Raw genomic sequence first — 18,896 nt, 5'->3', positions numbered from 1 at the left:
TGATGACGGCCTCCGCCGGCGCGGCCACCGCCCTGCCGAAACCCGGCACCGCACCCACCGTCGCCCAGCCGTCCCGGGCCACGCTGGAGAAGCGCATCGCGGGCGCCTCCGGCTCCGAGCAGCCGGCGAAGACCAGCAGCCCCTCGGCCGTCTCGCCGAAGATCATCGGTGGCAGCGAGACCACCATCTCCTCGGCGCCCTGGATGGCCCAGCTCTGGTACTTCGACGACAAGGGCACCAGCGCCACCAGCGACGACATCGGCTTCTTCTGCGGCGGCTCGGTCGTCTCGCCGACCAAGATCCTCACCGCCTCGCACTGTGTGCGGGACGGGAAGAACAAGGCCTACAACTGGAAGGCCTACGGCGCCGTCGTCACCGGCACCGACCAGCTGCCCACCACCGACGCCGCCGGCACCACGGACCTGCACGGCGGCCAGGCCACCGGCGTACTGCGCCAGTGGAACCACCCGTCGTACGACCCGGCCACCATCGACAACGACATCGCCGTGCTCACCCTGGCCGTCCCGGTCAAGGCCACGCCGATCCGCATGGTCACCTCCGGCGACACCGCCTCGTACGCCACCGGCACCAGTGCCAAGGTCTACGGCTGGGGCCGCACCAGCTCCACCAGCGACGACATCTCCGACACACTGAAGACTGCCACCCTGCCCGTGCAGTCGGACAGCACCTGCTCCGGCTACTACGGCAGTGACTTCGTCAAGGGCCACATGGTGTGCGCGGGCAAGCCCGCCACCGGCAGCGACACCGGCACCGACTCCGCCTGCAACGGCGACTCGGGCGGGCCGCTCGTGGTGAACGGCCGGATCGCCGGCGTGGTGTCCTGGGGCGTCGTGGACTGCGTCGAGAAGGGCGCCTACAGCGTCTTCAGCAAGGTCGCCAAGTACACGGGCGCGGTCTACCCGCAGCTCGACGACAGCAACCTGAGCTACGACGACAACAAGGCCGACCTCTTCGTGCGCGCCTCGTCCACGAAGACCGGCTACGAGAAGGACTCCAAGGGCACGTCCTTCGGCTCCCGGATCTCCTGGGGCGACTGGGGCGGGGTCAACCTCGCCCTCCAGGCCGACCTGAACCGGGACGGCTACCAGGACATCGTCTACCGGGTCGGCTCCACCGGCGACGTGTACTGGGAGCACTTCGCCCTCAACAGCGCCCGCACCAGCGGGAGCTGGACCGAGACGAAGATCTTCACCGGCTGGAAGACCCGCAAACGGATCATCACCCCGGGCGACGTCACCGGCGACTACCTGCCCGACGTGCTCTCCGTCGACTCCAACGGCGCGCTGTGGCTGTACGCGGGCAAGGGCAACGGGACCTTCGCCACCAAGGTGAAGGTGAGCACCGGCTGGGACCAGTACAACTCGGTGCGGGGCCACGGGGACTTCAACGGCGACGGCAAGGCCGACCTGCTCGCCCGCAAGTCGAGCAACGGCGACCTGTACCTGTACAAGGGCACCGGGAAGTCCGGCTCCGGGGCCTTCTCCACCCGGGTCGAGGTGCGCAGCGCCTGGACCGGCTACAACGCCTTCGACGCGGTCGGCGACGTGAGCGGTGACGGCAAGGCCGACTTCCTGGCCCGCACCCCCGGCGGAACCCTGTACCTGTACAAGGGCACCGGAAAGGGCACAAGCGAGATCTTTGCCACAAGGGTCTCGGTCGGCACCGGCTTCCAGGCGTACGACATCTGGGGCTGAATCCGCAGGTGAGCCCGGCTCACCGAGGACCACGCGGTCACGCACGGTGCCCCTCGCCGCACGCGGTGGGCACCGTGCGCTGTGCAACCCTGTGCCGAGTTTCTCCGTCTGACCAGGCAGAGCGACGATGGGGCGGTGACGACCGCGCCTGACCCTGAAAGCAGGGGGTAAACGACAGACGAGACCTAGGAGTGACGTGTCCGCCGAAAGCACGCCGGAGCCCGGCATAACGGAGCCGGTCACCACCGGCCCGCAGCGAAGAGGCGGGGGCCGCCGCCGCAAGGCCGCCGTTCCCGGCAAGCGCCGCAAGGCCCTGCTCGCCACCGCGTGGGCAGCCGCCGGTGTGGTGGTGCTGGGCGGCACAGGTCTCGGGTACGTCTACTTCAAGCTCAACGGCAACCTGAAGAGCGTCGACATCAACCAGGCCCTCGGCGACGAACGGCCCACGAAGATCGACAACGGTTCCGAGAACATCCTGGTCCTCGGCTCGGACACCCGCTCGGGGAAGAACCGGAAGCTGGGCGGCGGCACGGACGACGGCAGTGCCCGCTCCGACACCGCGATGATCGTCCACGTGTACAAGGGACACAGGAAGGCCAGTGCGGTCTCCGTCCCGCGCGACACCCTCATCGACCGCCCCGCCTGCACCGACACCAAGGGCGGCAGCCACCCGGCGGCGTCCGGCGTGATGTTCAACTCCGCCTACTCCACCGGCGGCGCGGCCTGCGCCGTGAAGACGGTCGAGTCCCTCAGCGGCATCCGCATGGACCACTACCTCGAGGTCGACTTCGCCGGCTTCCAGAAGCTCATCGACGACCTCGGCGGGGTCCCGGTCACCACGACCAAGGCCATCGCCGACCCGCAGAGCCACCTGAACCTCAAGGCCGGCACCCACACCCTCGACGGTGAGCGGTCGCTCGCCCTGGTCCGCACCCGGCACGGCGTCGGCGACGGCTCCGACCTGGGCCGCATCCAGCTCCAGCAGGCCTTCGTCAAGGCGCTGCTCGACCGTGCCGAGCACGTCGGCGTGCTCAGCAGCCCCAAGAAGCTGTACGACCTCGCCGACACCGCCACCAAGGCCGTCACCACCGACTCCGACCTCGGCTCGGTCAACGCCCTCGCGGACTTCGCGGGCGGCCTGAAGGGCATCGGCTCCTCCCACATGCGGATGGTCACGATGCCGGTCCAGTACGACCCGGCCGATCCCAACCGGGTCCTGCTGCAGAAGGCCAAGGCCGAGCGGATCTGGACGGCCCTGAAGAACGACCGGCCCATTCCCGCGTCGGCCACGAAGGGCACGGCGGCGGGCGGGGCCAAGGGCGTCGTCAGCGGCTGACCCCGCACCGGGCCGCCCCCGCACCCGGCTCTGGGGAATCACCGGGAAGCTCCCGGGGAAACGCCCCCGGGAATAGACGGCCCCGGCCCCCGGTTTTGGGGGATGGCGCCAGTCCTGGCAGACTGGTACGTCGGCTCCGGTTCACGCTTTCGCACCCAGCGGCTGCGACCCGGCGCCCTCCCGAAACCTAGGAGACACCTTGAAGCGCGACATCCACCCCGAGTACGTCGAGACGCAGGTCAGCTGCACCTGTGGCGCGTCGTTCACCACCCGCAGCACCATCGAGTCCGGCACCATCCGGGCCGAGGTCTGCTCCGAGTGCCACCCGTTCTACACGGGCAAGCAGAAGATCCTCGACACCGGTGGCCGTGTGGCCCGCTTCGAGGCCCGCTTCGGCAAGGCCGCCGGCTCCAAGAAGTAGCGAGCCCCAGATCGCCGGTCCACGGTCGCGCCCTCTTGCGGGGCGTGCCCGGGACCGGCGTTTTTGGTCGCCCGCCCTTGTCCTCACCGCAGTATCAGGAGCCGAAAGATGTTCGAGGCCGTCGATGAACTCGTCGCCGAGCACGCCGACCTGGAGAAGAAGCTCGCCGACCCGTCGGTCCACGCCGACCAGGCCAACGCGCGCAAGCTGAACAAGCGCTACGCCGAGCTCACCCCGATCGTCGCCACGTACCGCTCCTGGAAGCAGACCGGCGACGACATCGAGACCGCGCGCGAATTCGCCGCCGACGACCCCGACTTCGCCGCCGAGGTCAAGGAGTTCGAGAAGCAGCGCGAGGAACTGACCGAGAAGCTGCGCCTGCTCCTCGTGCCGCGCGACCCCAGTGACGACAAGGACGTCATCCTGGAGATCAAGGCCGGCGCCGGCGGTGACGAGTCCGCGCTGTTCGCCGGTGACCTGCTGCGCATGTACCTGCGCTACGCCGAGCGGATCGGCTGGAAGACCGAGATCATCGACGCCACCGAGTCCGAGCTGGGCGGCTACAAGGACGTCCAGGTCGCGGTGAAGGCCCGCGGGCAGATCGAACCCGGCCAGGGCGTGTGGGCCCGGCTGAAGTACGAGGGCGGCGTGCACCGCGTGCAGCGCGTGCCGGCCACTGAGTCCCAGGGCCGTATCCACACCTCCGCCGCCGGTGTCCTCGTGACCCCCGAGGCCGAGGAGGTCGACGTCGAGATCAACCCGAACGACCTGCGGATCGACGTCTACCGGTCCTCCGGACCCGGCGGCCAGTCGGTCAACACCACCGACTCCGCGGTGCGCATCACGCACCTGCCGACCGGAGTCGTCGCCTCCTGCCAGAACGAGAAGAGCCAGCTGCAGAACAAGGAGCAGGCGCTGCGTATCCTGCGCTCCAGGCTGCTCGCGGCGGCGCAGGAGGAGGCGGAGCGGGAGGCGGCCGACGCCCGCCGCAGCCAGGTCCGCACCGTGGACCGCTCCGAGAAGATCCGCACCTACAACTTCCCGGAGAACCGCATCTCGGACCACCGCGTCGGCTTCAAGGCGTACAACCTGGACCAGGTCCTGGACGGCGACCTCGCCGCGGTGATCCAGGCCTGCGTCGACGCCGACTCGGCGGCGAAGCTGGCGGCCGCGTAAGAGGCGCGTACGAGTACACGGAGGACTTGCGTGCAGTCACCAACTGGGGGGCGACCCCCAAGCCCCCGCAGTCTGCTGCTCGCCGAGGTGGCCCAGGCGACCCAGCGGCTGGCCGACGCCGGCGTGCCCTCGCCGCGCACCGACGCGGAGGAGCTCGCCGCGTTCGTGCACGGCGTGAAGCGGGGCCAGCTGCACTCCGTCAAGGACTCCGACTTCGACGCCCGCTACTGGGAGGTCATCGCCCGGCGTGAGCAGCGCGAACCGCTGCAGCACATCACCGGGCGGGCCTACTTCCGGTACCTGGAGCTCCAGGTCGGGCCGGGTGTGTTCGTGCCCCGGCCGGAGACCGAGTCCGTGGTCGGCTGGGCCATAGACGCCGTGCGCGCCATGGACGTGGTCGAGCCCTGCATCGTCGACCTGTGCACCGGCTCCGGCGCCATCGCGCTCGCGCTCGCCCAGGAGGTGCCGCGCTCGCGCGTGCACGCCGTGGAGCTGAGCGAGGAAGCGCTCCAGTGGACCCGCAAGAACGTCGAGGGGTCCAGGGTCGACCTGCGCCAGGGCGACGCCCTGGCCGCCTTCCCGGACCTCGACGGCCAGGTCGACCTGGTCATCTCCAACCCGCCGTACATCCCGCTCACCGAGTGGGAGTACGTCGCGCCCGAGGCCCGTGACTACGACCCCGAGATGGCGTTGTTCTCCGGCGAGGACGGCCTCGACCTCATCCGCGGCATCGAGCGCACCGCGCACCGGCTGCTGCGGCCCGGCGGGGTCGTCGTCATCGAGCACGCCGACACCCAGGGCGGCCAGGTGCCCTGGATCTTCACCGAGGAGCGGGGCTGGGCCGACGCCGCCGACCACCCGGACCTCAACAACCGCCCCCGGTTCGCGACCGCCCGCAAGGCGCTGCCGTGAGCGCCCCGACGACTTCCAGCCCGCAGTACCCGCACGAGGAGGCCCGCTAGACATGGCACGGCGATACGACACCAACGACGCGACCGACCGTGTGACGGGTCTGCGCGAGGCCGCGTCCGCCGTCCGCCGGGGCGAGCTGGTGGTGCTGCCGACCGACACGGTCTACGGCATCGGCGCCGACGCGTTCTCCTCCGAGGCGGTCGCCGACGTGCTGGCCGCCAAGGGCCGGGGCCGCAACATGCCCACCCCCGTGCTGATCGGCTCCCCGAACACCCTGCACGGCCTCGTGACGGACTTCTCCGAGCTGGCCTGGGAGCTGGTCGACGCCTTCTGGCCGGGCGCCCTCACGCTCGTCGCCCGGCACCAGCCGTCCCTGCAGTGGGACCTGGGCGACACCCGTGGCACGGTGGCCGTGCGCATGCCGCTGCACCCGGTCGCCATCGAGCTGCTCACCGAGGTCGGCCCGATGGCCGTGACCTCGGCCAACCTCACCGGGCACCCGGCGCCCGAGGACTGCGACGCCGCCCAGCGGATGCTCGGCGACTCCGTCTCCGTCTACCTCGACGGCGGCCCGACGCCCGGCAACGTGCCGTCGTCCATCGTGGACGTCACCGGCGAGGTGCCGGTGCTGCTGCGGGCGGGCGCGCTCTCCCCGGAGGAGCTGCGGAAGGTCGTACCCGACCTCGAGGTGGCGAATTGACGGCCCCTGACGCGGGGCGTGGCATAGGCAGGGAGAGCGCCGCGGAGATCACGACGACGTTCGTCGGGCTTCCGCGCGACTGCTTCCGCATCCTCCACGTCAGCACCGGCAACGTGTGCCGCTCACCGATCACCGAGCGGCTGACCCGTCATTTCGTGACGGAGCGGCTCGGTGTGCTCGGCGGCGGGCTGATCGTGGAGAGCGCCGGAACCTGGGGCCACGAGGGCGCGCCCATGGAGGCCAACGCGGAGACCGTGCTGGCCGAGTTCGGCGCCGACGCCTCCGGGTTCACCGGCCGGGAACTGCTGGACGAGCACGTCATCATGGCCGACCTCGTCCTCACGGCCACCCGCGACCACCGCGCCCAGGTCATCTCCATGGGGCACTCGGCCGGCCTGCGCACCTTCACGCTGAAGGAGTTCACCCGCCTGGTGCGCGCCATAGACCCCGCCACGCTGCCTTCGCTGGAGGACGGCGTGGTGGTGCGTGCGCGCGCCCTGGTGCGCGCGGCGGCCGCGCTGCGCGGCTGGCTGCTGGCGCCGACCGCGGAGGCGGACGAGGTGTACGACCCGTACGGGGCGCCGCTGACCTTCTTCCGCTCGATCGGCGACGAGATACACGAGGCGCTCGATCCCGTGGTGACCGCTCTCACCGGGGTCCCCGCCCGCGCCTGACGCGGGCGGGCACCGCCGGCCCGCGAGTGGGGCGGCGGCGACAAGCGGAGCAATGCGCGCATACCGGACATCCCGGGCCTACATTGGACTCACGTCACCGTCGACCGTCCGGAGCCCGCCATGTCGGTCACCCGCACCCTCGAGACCGATGTCCTGCGGGAACAGGATCCCGAGCTGGCCGACATCCTGTTCGGAGAGCTGGACCGGCAGTCGACGACGCTCCAGCTCATCGCCGCCGAGAACTTCACCTCCCCGGCCGTGCTGGCCGCCCTCGGCTCGCCGCTCGCCAACAAGTACGCCGAGGGCTATCCCGGCGCCCGGCACCACGGCGGCTGCGAGATCGTCGACGTCGCCGAACGCCTGGCCGCCGAGCGGGCCATGGCGCTGTTCGGCGCCGAGCACGCCAATGTGCAGTCCCACTCGGGCTCCTCGGCCGTCCTGGCCGCCTACGCCGCCCTGCTGCGCCCCGGCGACACCGTCCTCGCCCTGGGGCTGCCCTACGGCGGCCATCTCACCCACGGCTCGCCCGCGAACTTCTCCGGCCGCTGGTTCGACTTCGTCGGCTACGGCGTCGACGCCGAGACCGGCCTCATCGACCACGACCAGGTCCGGCACCTGGCCCGCAACCACCGGCCCAAGGCCATCGTCTGCGGCTCCATCGCCTACCCCCGCCACCTCGACCACGCCTTCTTCCGGGACGTCGCCGACGAGGTGGGGGCGTATCTGATCGCCGACGCCGCGCACCCGATCGGCCTGGTCGCCGGGGGAGCGGCGCCCAGCCCGGTGCCGTACGCGGACATCGTCTGCGCCACCACGCACAAGGTGCTGCGCGGCCCCCGCGGCGGGATGATCCTGTGCGGCGCCGAACTGGCCGAGCGGGTGGACCGGGCCGTGTTCCCCTTCACCCAGGGCGGCGCGCAGATGCACACCATCGCCGCCAAGGCCGTCGCCTTCGGCGAGGCGGCGACCCCGGCCTTCGGCGCCTACGCCCACCAGGTGGTCGCCAACGCACGGGTGCTGGCCGGCCATCTGACCGCCGAGGGGCTCCACGTGATCACCGGCGGCACCGACACCCACATGATCACCGCGGATCCGGCCCCGCTCGGCGTGGACGGACGCACCGCGTGCGGACGGCTCGCGGCCGCCGGGATCGTGCTGGACTGCTGTGTCCTTCCCCACGGTGACGGCCGCGGGCTGCGCCTGGGCACGGCCGCGGTGACGACGCAGGGCATGGCAGAACCGGAGATGGTCCGGATCGCCGCGCTCATGGCCGCCGTCCTGCGGGGCGAGGCGGAGGCCGCCGCCACGCGGGCCGAGGTGCGCGAGCTGACCGGCGGATTCCCGCCGTATCCGAAGTGAACCAGGGTAGGCGGAAGGGGCGTGGACCCGGACGCGCGCGGTGGCTCACAGCCACCCGTGCAACCATCGTCGCTACCCGGAAGTCCTCAACCATAAGCGTCCGTCGCTAGGGTGTGAGGCTGTGATGGCCAGCGAGACCTGTGGGGAAGCCCGTGCGTGAATACCTGCTGACGCTCTGCATCACGGCCGCGGTGACGTACCTGCTGACAGGGCCGGTACGGAAGTTCGCGATCGTGGCGGGGGCGATGCCGGAGATCCGGGCACGTGACGTGCACCGGGAACCCACTCCGCGGCTCGGCGGGATCGCGATGTTCTTCGGACTGTGCGCGGGCCTGCTGGTCGCGGACCACATGACCAACCTCAACGAGGTCTTCGCCAAGTCCAACGAGCCGCGGGCGCTGCTCTCCGGGGCCGCGCTGATCTGGCTGATCGGTGTCCTCGACGACAAGTTCGAGATCGACGCGCTGATCAAGCTCGGCGGCCAGATGATCGCCGCCGGCGTCATGGTCATGCAGGGTCTGACGATCCTGTGGCTGCCCGTCCCGGGCGTCGGCAACGTGGCGCTGACCCAGTGGCAGGGCACCCTGCTGACGGTGGCGCTGGTCGTCATCACGATCAACGCGGTGAACTTCGTGGACGGCCTCGACGGCCTGGCCTCCGGCATGGTCTGCATCGCGGCCGCCGCGTTCTTCCTGTACGCCTACCGGATCTGGTACTCGTACGGCATCGAGGCCGCCGCCCCGGCGACGCTGTTCTCGGCCATCCTGATGGGCATGTGCCTGGGCTTCCTGCCGCACAACATGCATCCGGCGCGGATCTTCATGGGTGACTCCGGCTCGATGCTGATCGGGCTGGTGCTGGCCGCCGGCGCGATCTCCATCACCGGTCAGGTGGACCCGGACGCGCTGGCCCTGTTCACGGGTTCGGAGAAGGCGGCGGTGCACCAGACGGTGCCCGTCTACATCCCGCTGCTGCTGCCCCTGACGATCATCGCCGTGCCCGCCGCGGACCTGGTGCTGGCCATCGTCCGCCGCACCTGGCGCGGCCAGTCGCCGTTCGCCGCGGACCGCGGCCATCTGCACCATCGCCTGCTGGAGATCGGCCACTCCCACAGCAGGGCGGTGCTGATCATGTACTTCTGGTCGGCGCTGATCGGTTTCGGCGCGCTCGCCTACTCGGTCAACTCGGCGTCGATGTGGATCGTGCTCGGCGTGGTCTTCCTGAGCGCCATCGGCCTGATCCTGCTCCTCCTGCCCCGCTTCACCCCCCGGGTCCCCGCCTGGGCACAGAACTTCGTGCCGCCGCGGTACCGCAGGCGGCGTGGCTCGGGCGGGGCTGCCGTGACCCTGGAGACCACCAGGCCGGACTCGGAGGAGCAGTCGGCGGAAGGCAGCCCGGTGGCCGCAGGCGTCTCCAGGGTCAACGGGGCGACCGCCGTCGGTTCCCGGGCGACACTCACGGAACACCGCCCGGTCGACACGTCGCGCTGAATCTCGGATCGGCTCGAGGGGCGCGGCGGATGCCGCCACTCTGCACAACCCGGTGAACCGGAATGCCGATAATTGTTGAAGCGGAAATAGATTGTGCTGTCTCGCGCCTTCGCGGCATTATCGAGCCAAAAACATCAACATCCGGCCGTTCCGGACATGGCGGCCTGCTGAGCGTTGCCCAGTTTCGTACGCACGTGCTAAAAATCTTGCTCGGTGTCGAGGTGAGTGACCGCCACCTTCTAGGCACCAGGAAAAGGGGAAATTGTGCGTAAGATCATGGGCTCCATACTCGCTGCGACGGTCGTCCTGGGGGCGCTTGGCGTCTCCAGCGGCCAGGCGATGGCAGCTCCTCGGGGCACGCAAGCCGTATCCAAGGTGCAGGTGGAATCCGCGCCGCAGGCGGCCACCTGCGTCAAAGTGGTGAAGTGGTACAACAAGCGCTTCGACCGGTACGTGAGGGTCAAGAACAGCTGCGGCCACAAGGTGTGCTTCTCGGTCACCGTCGCCGCCGCGAGGGATCCGGAATTCTCCATTGGCGCTCGCAGGACGGACGACTTCTCCTACGGCGGAATCGCATGGAGCAAGGGATCGGGCATCAAGCAGATTTCCTGCTGAAGCAAGTAGTCATCGCTGGGTGACTTCGGATTGCGGCCTCACCGAAATCGGTGGGGCCGCGGTCGTCATTCCGCTTCGTTGTCTGCGCTTCCGTGTCCTCGGCGCGGAGCCGTCCGGGTCCGAAGGTTCGGCTCCTGTCATCCGCGCATGGCGGGACGTCTGATCGAGCCGGGCCAGGACGGTCTGCGCGTGCCGGACTCCAGCAGGACGGCGGACTCTGGTGCTGGTGCTGGTGCTGGTGCTGGTGCTGGTGCTGGTGCTGGTGCTGGCGCGGTTGTGGCTGCCGCGTTCGGTGACGCCGGGCACCACGGGCGGTACGGCTGCGAGCGGCCGTGAGAGGTGTGGGCGCCTCGGGAGCGCCGCCCGCAGTGCCGAGCAAGCGGTCGGCACCCGTTGGCAAGGTAAGAATCTGACTAGAGCATTGCCATCTCGTGGGGGAGCAAACCCCCCCAATACCAGACACATAGGCTCGGTATTTGCACAGACGCGCGCCATCACACTCATGTGTGACAGTCAGCACACCCAGCAGGTAAAGACCTCATCAAATAGTTTGTGATACGGTTCACGAGAACCCCGGATAGGACCGAAGGACCGTAGTGCGACGGTCCGCCGGTGTGAGGTCTCGACTACTCAGCCCGGGACTACGCTCGTCCATGACGACACCTGCCCCCCTGTGAAAGCGGAGTTGCCGCCATGCCGTCAAATGACGCCCGGAACCTACTGCAGATCGCTGTGCCCGCAGCGGCCGCCGGCGTGATCGCCGTCGCCGTGAGCGCCGCGGTCGCGGGAGGCAAGGGTGCTCTCGGCGCGGCCGTCGGCACGGTGCTGGCCGTCCTGTTCATGGGAATCGGCCTCTACGTGCTGCAGTGGACGGCAAAAACGCTCCCGCAGTTGTTCCAGGCCATGGGGCTGATGCTCTACATGGCTCAGCTGTTGCTCCTCCTGATCTTCGTCGCCGTCTTCAAGGGCACCTCTCTCTTCAACGCCAAGGCGTTCGCCGTGTCGCTGGTCGTCACGACCGTCGTGTGGATGGCCGCGCAGGCGCGCGCACACATGAAGGCCAAGATCTTCTATGTCGATCCCGACCCAGCGAAGAGTGAGAAGCACGAGAAGACGGGGCCGCCGTCGTGAGGGGTAGGGGCGGGATAAAGGCCTGTGAGATCTCCTGCTATCGTCCGGTGCCAACTGCGGCATCGCGGGCGCGGGCATCCGAGCTGACGCCTGCTCAATCGCGAGGCTTGATGCCCCCCAGCCGCCCCCACATCCGTTACACCAGTCCGGTGCCGATCAGCGGCCCTGTGCCGCGCCGACACAACGAGGTTGCCGTACCCATGCGTCACGCCGAAGGAGCCCGCGGTGAGTGCTGACCAGACCCAGCTCGCCTTTGACTGGAGTTGTCGGATCATGTCCGACAACGGGTGTGGCTTCCCGGCTCCGGGCCTGCACTCGTTCCTGTTCAAGCCGATGGCCACGGTCGGCGGCTTCGAATTCAACAAGGTGATGCTGCTCGCGCTCGTCACCACGGTCGTCGTCATCGCCTTCTTCTGGGCCGCCTTCGGCAACGCCAAGGTCATCCCCGGCAAGCTGCAGATGATCGGCGAAGCCGGCTACGACTTCGTGCGCCGCGGCATCGTCTACGAGACGCTCGGCAAGCGGGAGGGCGAGAAGTGGGTGCCGCTCATGGTCTCCCTCTTCTTCTTCGTCTGGCTGATGAACATCTGGTCCGTGATCCCGCTGGCCCAGTTCCCGGTCGCCTCGGTCTTCGCCTTCCCCGTCGTGCTCGCCCTGCTCGTCTGGGTCCTGTGGGTCGGCCTGACCTTCAAGCGCCACGGCTTCGTCGGCTTCTTCAAGAACGTCACGGGCTACGACAAGTCGCTGGGCGCGGTGCTGCCGCTCGTGATGGTCATCGAGTTCTTCTCGAACCTGTTCGTCCGCCCGTTCACGCACGCGGTGCGACTCTTCGCCAACATGTTCGCCGGTCACCTGATGCTGGTGATGTTCACCGTCGCCTCCTGGTACCTGCTGAACAGCTGGATGATCCCGGCCGCCGGCATCTCCTTCGTGATGACCATGGTCATGATCTGCTTCGAGCTTTTCGTGCAGGCCGTCCAGGCGTACGTCTTCGTACTGCTGGCCTGCTCCTACATTCAGGGCGCTCTCGCCGAGCACCACTGAGCCTCAACACACCCCCCAGTCGTCCGGTGGCCAATCCCCACCGGTCCGTAAAGAGAAGGAAGATTCAGCATGGCTGCCACTGAGACCCTCGCCGCTGTCTCCGGTTCCCTCGGTTCCGTCGGTTACGGCCTCTCGGCCATCGGCCCCGGCATCGGCGTCGGCATCATCTTCGGCAACGGCACCCAGGCCCTCGCCCGTCAGCCCGAGGCGGCCGGCCTGATCCGCGCCAACCAGATCCTGGGCTTCGCCTTCTGTGAGGCGCTCGCCCTCATCGGCATCGTTATGCCGTTCGTGTTCGGTAAGTAATTCCCTCTTACCCGACACGAAACGACGAAAGGCACTGATGTGATCGCCAACCTGGTACAGCTGGCGGCCGAGAAGGAGCAGAACCCGCTCATCCCGGCCGGCCCCGAGCTGCTCGTCGGCACCATCGCCTTCGCCATCGTGTTCTTCTTCTTCTGGAAGAAGCTGCTTCCGAACATCAACAAGGTTCTGGAGGAGCGTCGCGCGGCGATCGAAGGCGGCATCGAAGAGGCCGACGCCATGAAGGTCGAGGCCCAGAGCGTCCTTGAGCAGTACAAGGCTCAGCTCGCCGAGGCCCGGCACGAGGCCGCGCGTCTGCGCCAGGAGGCGCAGGAGCAGGGTGCCGCGCTCATCGCCGAGATGCGGGCCGAAGGCCAGCGGCAGCGCGAGGAGATCGTCGCCGCGGGTCACTCCCAGATCGAGGCCGACCGCAAGGCCGCCGCGGCCGCGCTCCGTCAGGACGTCGGCAAGCTCGCCACAGAACTGGCCGGCAAGCTCATCGGCGAGTCCCTCGAGGACCACGCCCGGCAGAGCCGTGTGATCGACCGCTTCCTCGACGAGCTCGAGGAGAAGGCCGAGGCCACGCGATGAACGGAGCGAGCCGCGAGGCCCTGGCAGCCGCACGTGAGCGTCTCGACGCGCTGACGGACTCCACGTCCGTGGACGCGACGAAGCTCGCGGACGAGCTGGCGGCCGTCACCGCGCTGCTCGACCGCGAGCCCAGCCTGCGTCGGGTCCTCACCGACCCGGCGCAGCCCGGTGAGGCCAAGGCCGAGCTGGTCAAGCGGCTGATCGGCGGCCAGGTCGGCACGACCACCGTCGACCTGGTGTCCGGCATGGTCCGTTCCCGCTGGTCGCAGCCGCGCGACCTGGTGGACGCCCTGGAGGAGCTGGCGAACGTCGCCGACCTCATCTCGGCGCAGAGGACGGACACGCTCGACGACGTCGAGGACGAGCTGTTCCGGTTCGGCCGGATCGTCTCCTCGAACACCGAGCTGCGTGCCGCGCTCACCGACCGCTCGGCGAGCGCCTCGGCCAAGGCCGAGCTGCTGCGCCGGCTCCTCGGCGGCCGGGCCAAGCCCACCACTGAGCGTCTGGTCGCGCGCCTGGTGTCCGCGCCGCGTGGACGTAGCCTGGAGTCGGGACTGGAGTCCCTGTCCAAGCTCGCCGCCGAGCGCCGGGACCGCATGGTCGCCGTCGTCACGTCGGCGGTGCCGCTGAGTGACGGACAGAAGCAGCGCCTCGGCGCCGCCCTGACCAAGCTCTACGGCCGCCGGATGCACCTCAACCTGGACGTCGACCCCGAGGTCGTCGGCGGGATGCGGGTGCAGGTCGGTGACGAGGTCATCAACGGCTCCATCGCGGACCGGCTGGAGGACGTGGCCCGCCGCATGGCGAGCTAGCGACACCTCGGCAATCGAGAAAACGCAAGACGTGCTTACGGCCCTGGTTGGGCCGTGCAGAGGATTCACCTCATTCAGGGGGGAGTCCCCATCCCCCCAAAGTGAAACTTCGGGCCCAACAAGGAGAGCAGGGAACCCAGATGGCGGAGCTCACGATCCGGCCGGAGGAGATCCGGGACGCGCTGGAGAACTTCGTCCAGTCGTACAAGCCGGACGCGGCCTCGCGCGAGGAGGTCGGTACGGTCACCGTCGCCGGCGACGGTATCGCCAAGATCGAGGGCCTGCCCTCGGCCATGGCGAACGAGCTGCTGAAGTTCGAGGACGGCTCCCTCGGTCTCGCGCTGAACCTGGAAGAGCGCGAGATCGGTGCCGTCGTACTCGGTGAGTTCAGCGGCATCGAGGAGGGGCAGCCGGTGCACCGCACCGGTGAGATCCTCTCCGTCGCGGTCGGCGAGGGCTACCTCGGCCGCGTCGTCGACCCGCTCGGCAACCCGATCGACGGCCTCGGCGAGATCGAGACGTCCGGCCGCCGCGCCCTCGAGCTGCAGGCCCCCACGGTCATGCAGCGCAAGTCGGTGCACGAGCCGATGGAGACCGGCTACAAGGCCGTCGACGCCATGACCCCGATCGGCCGTGGTCAGCGTCAGCTGATCATCGGTGACCGTCAGACCGGCAAGACCGCCCTGGCCGTCGACACGATCATCAACCAGCGCGACAACTGGCGCTCGGGCGACCCGAAGAAGCAGGTCCGCTGCATCTACGTCGCCATCGGCCAGAAGGGCTCCACCATCGCCGGCGTGCGCCGCGCGCTGGAGGAGAACGGCGCTCTGGAGTACACGACCATCGTCGCCGCCCCGGCGTCCGACCCGGCCGGCTTCAAGTACCTGGCGCCGTACACCGGTTCGGCCATCGGTCAGCAGTGGATGTACGAGGGCAAGCACGTCCTCATCATCTTCGACGACCTGTCGAAGCAGGCCGACGCCTACCGCGCCGTGTCGCTGCTGCTGCGCCGCCCGCCGGGCCGTGAGGCCTACCCGGGTGACGTCTTCTACCTGCACTCCCGCCTGCTGGAGCGTTGCGCCAAGCTCTCCGACGAGATGGGCGCCGGCTCGATGACCGGTCTGCCGATCGTCGAGACCAAGGCCAACGACGTGTCGGCGTTCATCCCGACCAACGTCATCTCCATCACCGACGGCCAGTGCTTCCTGGAGTCGGACCTGTTCAACGCCGGTCAGCGCCCCGCGCTGAACGTCGGTATCTCCGTCTCCCGAGTCGGTGGTTCCGCGCAGCACAAGGCGATGCGCCAGGTCTCCGGCCGCCTCCGTGTGGACCTCGCCCAGTTCCGTGAGCTCGAGGCGTTCGCCGCCTTCGGTTCCGACCTGGACGCGGCCTCGAAGGCCCAGCTGGAGCGCGGTCAGCGCATGGTCGAGCTGCTGAAGCAGGACCAGTACCAGCCGATGCCGACCGAGGACCAGGTCGTCTCCGTCTGGGCCGGCACCAACGGCCGTATGGACGACGTCCCGGTCGCCGACATCCGCCGCTTCGAGCGGGAGCTGCTGGACTTCCTGCACCGGAAGTACCAGGGCCTGCTCACCTCCATCCGTGAGGGCGCCAAGATGTCGGACGACACGATCCAGGCGATCGACGACGCCATCGCGGAGTTCAAGAAGCAGTTCGAGACCTCGGACGGCAAGCTGCTCGGCGAGGACACTCCTGCCGCTGCCGCCAAGTGACGTAAGGAAGGGACCTGACTCATGGGAGCCCAGCTCCGGGTCTACAAGCGTCGCATCCGATCCGTCAGCGCGACCAAGAAGATCACCAAGGCGATGGAGATGATCGCCGCCTCGCGCGTCGTCAAGGCGCAGCGCAAGGTGGCGGCCTCCACGCCGTACGCGACCGAGCTGACGCGCGCGGTCACGGCGGTCGGTACGGGTTCGAACACCAAGCACCCGCTCACCACCGAGGCGGAGAACCCGGCCCGCGCCGCGGTCCTGCTCCTCACGAGCGACCGCGGTCTGGCCGGCGCCTTCAACTCCAACGCCATCAAGGCGGCGGAGAGCCTGACCGAGCGCCTGGAGCGCGAGGGCAAGCAGGTCGACACGTACATCGTCGGCCGTCGTGGTGTCGCCCACTACAACTTCCGTGAGCGCAAGGTCGCGGAGTCGTTCACGGGCTTCACGGACGAGCCCTCGTACGCGGACGCCAAGCAGGTCGCGGCGCCCCTGATCGAGGCCATCGAGAAGGAGACGGCGGACGGCGGCGTGGACGAACTCCACATCGTCTACACCGAGTTCGTCTCGATGATGACGCAGACCGCGCTAGACGACAGGCTGCTGCCGCTGCGTCTCGAAGAGGTCGCCGAGGAGGCCGTCCCCAAGGGCGAGATCCTCCCGCTGTACGACTTCGAGCCGTCGGCGGAGGACGTCCTCGACGCCCTGCTGCCGCGCTACGTGGAAAGCCGGATCTACAACGCGCTGCTCCAGTCGGCCGCTTCGAAGCACGCCGCCACGCGGCGCGCGATGAAGTCGGCCACCGACAACGCGGGTGAGCTGATCAACACGCTCTCCCGTCTTGCCAACGCGGCCCGCCAGGCCGAAATCACCCAGGAAATCAGCGAGATCGTCGGTGGCGCCAGCGCCCTGGCCGACGCGACCGCGGGGAGTGACCGATAAATGACCACCACTGTTGAGACCGCGACGGCTACGGGCCGCGTCGCCCGGGTCATCGGCCCGGTCGTCGACGTGGAGTTCCCCGTCGACGCGATGCCGGACATCTACAACGCCCTTCACGTCGAGGTGGCCGACCCGGCCAACGCCGGCGAGAAGAAGACGCTGACCCTGGAGGTCGCCCAGCACCTGGGTGACGGCCTGGTCCGCACCATCTCCATGCAGCCCACCGACGGTCTGGTCCGCCAGACCTCGGTCGTCGACACCGGTAGCTCCATCACGGTGCCCGTCGGTGACTTCACCAAGGGCAAGGTGTTCAACACCCTCGGTGAGGTGCTGAACGTCGACGAGAGTTACGAGGGCGAGCGCTGGGGCATCCACCGCAAGGCCCCGAACTTCGACGAGCTCGAGTCGAAGACCGAGATGTTCGAGACCGGCGTCAAGGTCATCGACCTGCTGACCCCGTACGTCAAGGGCGGCAAGATCGGTCTGTTCGGCGGTGCCGGTGTCGGCAAGACGGTGCTCATCCAGGAGATGATCTACCGTGTCGCCAACAACCACGACGGTGTCTCCGTGTTCGCCGGTGTCGGTGAGCGCACCCGTGAGGGCAACGACCTGATCGAGGAGATGTCGGACTCCGGCGTCATCGACAAGACCGCGCTGGTCTTCGGTCAGATGGACGAGCCCCCGGGCACCCGTCTGCGCGTCGCGCTGGCCGGCCTCACCATGGCCGAGTACTTCCGTGACGTCCAGAAGCAGGACGTGCTGTTCTTCATCGACAACATCTTCCGCTTCACGCAGGCCGGTTCCGAGGTCTCCACGCTGCTCGGCCGTATGCCGTCCGCGGTGGGTTACCAGCCGAACCTGGCCGACGAGATGGGTCTCCTCCAGGAGCGCATCACGTCGACCCGCGGTCACTCGATCACCTCGATGCAGGCGATCTACGTCCCCGCGGACGACCTGACCGACCCGGCCCCGGCCACCACCTTCGCCCACCTCGACGCGACGACGGTTCTGTCCCGTCCGATCTCCGAGAAGGGCATCTACCCGGCCGTGGACCCGCTGGACTCCACGTCCCGGATCCTGGACCCGCGCTACATCGCCGCGGATCACTACAACGCCGCCATGCGCGTGAAGACGATCCTGCAGAAGTACAAGGACCTCCAGGACATCATCGCGATCCTCGGTATCGACGAGCTCGGCGAGGAGGACAAGCTCGTCGTCCACCGTGCCCGTCGCGTGGAGCGCTTCCTGTCCCAGAACACCCACGTCGCCAAGCAGTTCACCGGCGTGGACGGTTCGGACGTGCCGCTGGACGAGTCGATCGCCGCGTTCAACGCGATCTGCGACGGCGAGTACGACCACTTCCCGGAGCAGGCGTTCTTCATGTGCGGTGGTCTTGAGGACCTCAAGAAGAACGCCAAGGAGCTGGGCGTCTCCTGAGCCCCGTGCTCTCGGTGAGGGGGCGGGTGCGTCCCGCCCCCTCACTCACGCCCTCTAGAATTGACCCCAACACCCGGCATCCCCGCCGGGTGGTGACCCGAGGAGCCACCCTTGGCTGCTGAGCTGCACGTCGAGCTGGTCGCCGCCGACCGCCAGGTCTGGTCCGGCGAGGCCACCCTGGTCGTCGCGCGCACCACGTCCGGCGACATCGGCGTCATGCCCGGTCACCAGCCGCTGCTCGGTGTGCTGGAGTCGGGCCCGGTGACCATCCGTACGAGTGATGGTGGAACGGTCGTCGCCGCGGTGCACGGCGGTTTCATCTCGTTCGCGGACAACAAGCTGTCGCTGCTGGCCGAGATCGCCGAACTGTCGGACGAGATCGATGTCCAGCGCACGGAGCGCGAGCTCGAGCGCGCGAAGGCGGAGGACGACGCGGAGGCACAGCGCCGCGCCGACGTCCGTCTGCGGGCGGCGACGGCGGCGCGTTGATCCAGCGCGCGGTGTGATG

20 protein-coding genes are annotated in these 18,896 nt (G+C 68.8%); all 20 read left to right on the top strand.

Annotated elements, in window-relative coordinates; all coding sequences use genetic code 11:
• The first annotated feature begins 2 nt into the window (after positions 1-2).
• The 20 genes from AB0924_RS29335 to AB0924_RS29240 all read left to right on the top strand — a co-directional run bounded on the left by AB0924_RS29335 (position 3) and on the right by AB0924_RS29240 (position 18,877).
• On the top strand, positions 3-1,715 hold the full coding sequence (locus tag AB0924_RS29335; protein WP_366912980.1) for a trypsin-like serine protease: 1,713 nt from the start codon (positions 3-5) through the stop codon (positions 1,713-1,715).
• A 196-nt stretch (positions 1,716-1,911) separates the two neighbouring features.
• Positions 1,912-3,051, top strand: a complete 1,140-nt coding sequence (locus tag AB0924_RS29330) for an LCP family protein (protein ID WP_366912961.1) — start codon at positions 1,912-1,914, stop codon at positions 3,049-3,051.
• Between the two features lie 199 nt (positions 3,052-3,250).
• A complete protein-coding gene (rpmE, locus tag AB0924_RS29325; protein WP_015657814.1) occupies positions 3,251-3,472 on the top strand; it encodes a 50S ribosomal protein L31 in 222 nt (73 codons plus the stop codon).
• A gap of 108 nt (positions 3,473-3,580) precedes the next feature.
• Complete coding sequence (gene prfA / locus AB0924_RS29320; protein ID WP_358935932.1) at positions 3,581-4,648, top strand: peptide chain release factor 1; 1,068 nt, start codon at positions 3,581-3,583, stop codon at positions 4,646-4,648.
• A 72-nt stretch (positions 4,649-4,720) separates the two neighbouring features.
• Positions 4,721-5,560 (top strand): peptide chain release factor N(5)-glutamine methyltransferase, encoded by an 840-nt coding sequence (gene prmC / locus AB0924_RS29315; RefSeq protein ID WP_358936068.1) that lies wholly within the window; start codon positions 4,721-4,723, stop codon positions 5,558-5,560.
• Between the two features lie 52 nt (positions 5,561-5,612).
• The gene (locus AB0924_RS29310) at positions 5,613-6,260 is read left to right on the top strand and encodes an L-threonylcarbamoyladenylate synthase (RefSeq protein WP_358935934.1); all 648 of its coding nucleotides are present in this window, start codon (positions 5,613-5,615) and stop codon (positions 6,258-6,260) included.
• Positions 6,257-6,934, top strand: a complete 678-nt coding sequence (locus AB0924_RS29305) for a protein-tyrosine-phosphatase (protein ID WP_358935936.1) — start codon at positions 6,257-6,259, stop codon at positions 6,932-6,934. The genes AB0924_RS29310 and AB0924_RS29305 overlap by 4 nt, the downstream gene beginning before the upstream one ends.
• Positions 6,935-7,054: 120 nt before the next feature.
• Positions 7,055-8,293 carry a serine hydroxymethyltransferase gene (glyA, locus tag AB0924_RS29300; protein WP_366912960.1) on the top strand — a complete coding sequence of 413 codons (1,239 nt, stop codon included), beginning with the start codon at positions 7,055-7,057 and terminating at the stop codon, positions 8,291-8,293.
• Between the two features lie 152 nt (positions 8,294-8,445).
• A complete protein-coding gene (locus tag AB0924_RS29295) occupies positions 8,446-9,783 on the top strand; it encodes an MraY family glycosyltransferase (protein WP_366912959.1) in 1,338 nt (445 codons plus the stop codon).
• 264 nt (positions 9,784-10,047) lie between these two features.
• Positions 10,048-10,398 carry a hypothetical protein gene (locus AB0924_RS29290; RefSeq protein WP_366912958.1) on the top strand — a complete coding sequence of 117 codons (351 nt, stop codon included), beginning with the start codon at positions 10,048-10,050 and terminating at the stop codon, positions 10,396-10,398.
• A 220-nt stretch (positions 10,399-10,618) separates the two neighbouring features.
• Positions 10,619-10,954 (top strand): hypothetical protein, encoded by a 336-nt coding sequence (locus tag AB0924_RS29285; protein WP_366912957.1) that lies wholly within the window; start codon positions 10,619-10,621, stop codon positions 10,952-10,954.
• 137 nt (positions 10,955-11,091) lie between these two features.
• Entirely contained in the window at positions 11,092-11,529 is a 438-nt protein-coding gene (locus tag AB0924_RS29280; protein WP_366912956.1) for a hypothetical protein, read from the top strand.
• A gap of 273 nt (positions 11,530-11,802) precedes the next feature.
• Complete coding sequence (atpB, locus tag AB0924_RS29275) at positions 11,803-12,573, top strand: F0F1 ATP synthase subunit A (RefSeq protein ID WP_358936070.1); 771 nt, start codon at positions 11,803-11,805, stop codon at positions 12,571-12,573.
• A gap of 69 nt (positions 12,574-12,642) precedes the next feature.
• Positions 12,643-12,879 carry a F0F1 ATP synthase subunit C gene (locus AB0924_RS29270; protein WP_199212019.1) on the top strand — a complete coding sequence of 79 codons (237 nt, stop codon included), beginning with the start codon at positions 12,643-12,645 and terminating at the stop codon, positions 12,877-12,879.
• A gap of 39 nt (positions 12,880-12,918) precedes the next feature.
• Positions 12,919-13,467, top strand: a complete 549-nt coding sequence (locus tag AB0924_RS29265; protein WP_358935944.1) for a F0F1 ATP synthase subunit B — start codon at positions 12,919-12,921, stop codon at positions 13,465-13,467.
• Positions 13,464-14,279: a F0F1 ATP synthase subunit delta gene (locus tag AB0924_RS29260; protein ID WP_358935946.1), complete on the top strand. Its 816-nt coding sequence runs from the start codon at positions 13,464-13,466 to the stop codon at positions 14,277-14,279. Before AB0924_RS29265 ends, AB0924_RS29260 begins: the two co-directional genes overlap by 4 nt.
• Before the next feature lie 140 nt (positions 14,280-14,419).
• Positions 14,420-16,012: a F0F1 ATP synthase subunit alpha gene (gene atpA, locus AB0924_RS29255; RefSeq protein ID WP_358935948.1), complete on the top strand. Its 1,593-nt coding sequence runs from the start codon at positions 14,420-14,422 to the stop codon at positions 16,010-16,012.
• A gap of 21 nt (positions 16,013-16,033) precedes the next feature.
• A complete protein-coding gene (locus AB0924_RS29250) occupies positions 16,034-16,951 on the top strand; it encodes a F0F1 ATP synthase subunit gamma (RefSeq protein WP_366912955.1) in 918 nt (305 codons plus the stop codon).
• Positions 16,952-18,388 (top strand): F0F1 ATP synthase subunit beta, encoded by a 1,437-nt coding sequence (atpD, locus tag AB0924_RS29245; RefSeq protein WP_358935952.1) that lies wholly within the window; start codon positions 16,952-16,954, stop codon positions 18,386-18,388.
• A gap of 111 nt (positions 18,389-18,499) precedes the next feature.
• Entirely contained in the window at positions 18,500-18,877 is a 378-nt protein-coding gene (locus tag AB0924_RS29240) for a F0F1 ATP synthase subunit epsilon (RefSeq protein ID WP_061927131.1), read from the top strand.
• The last annotated feature ends 19 nt before the right edge of the window (positions 18,878-18,896 follow it).

The organism is Streptomyces sp. NPDC047869 (assembly GCF_040704065.1).
Taxonomy (GTDB): domain Bacteria; phylum Actinomycetota; class Actinomycetes; order Streptomycetales; family Streptomycetaceae; genus Streptomyces.
The sequence above is the reverse complement of the archived record's forward strand: the minus strand, read 5'-3'. Positions and strand labels throughout refer to the sequence as shown.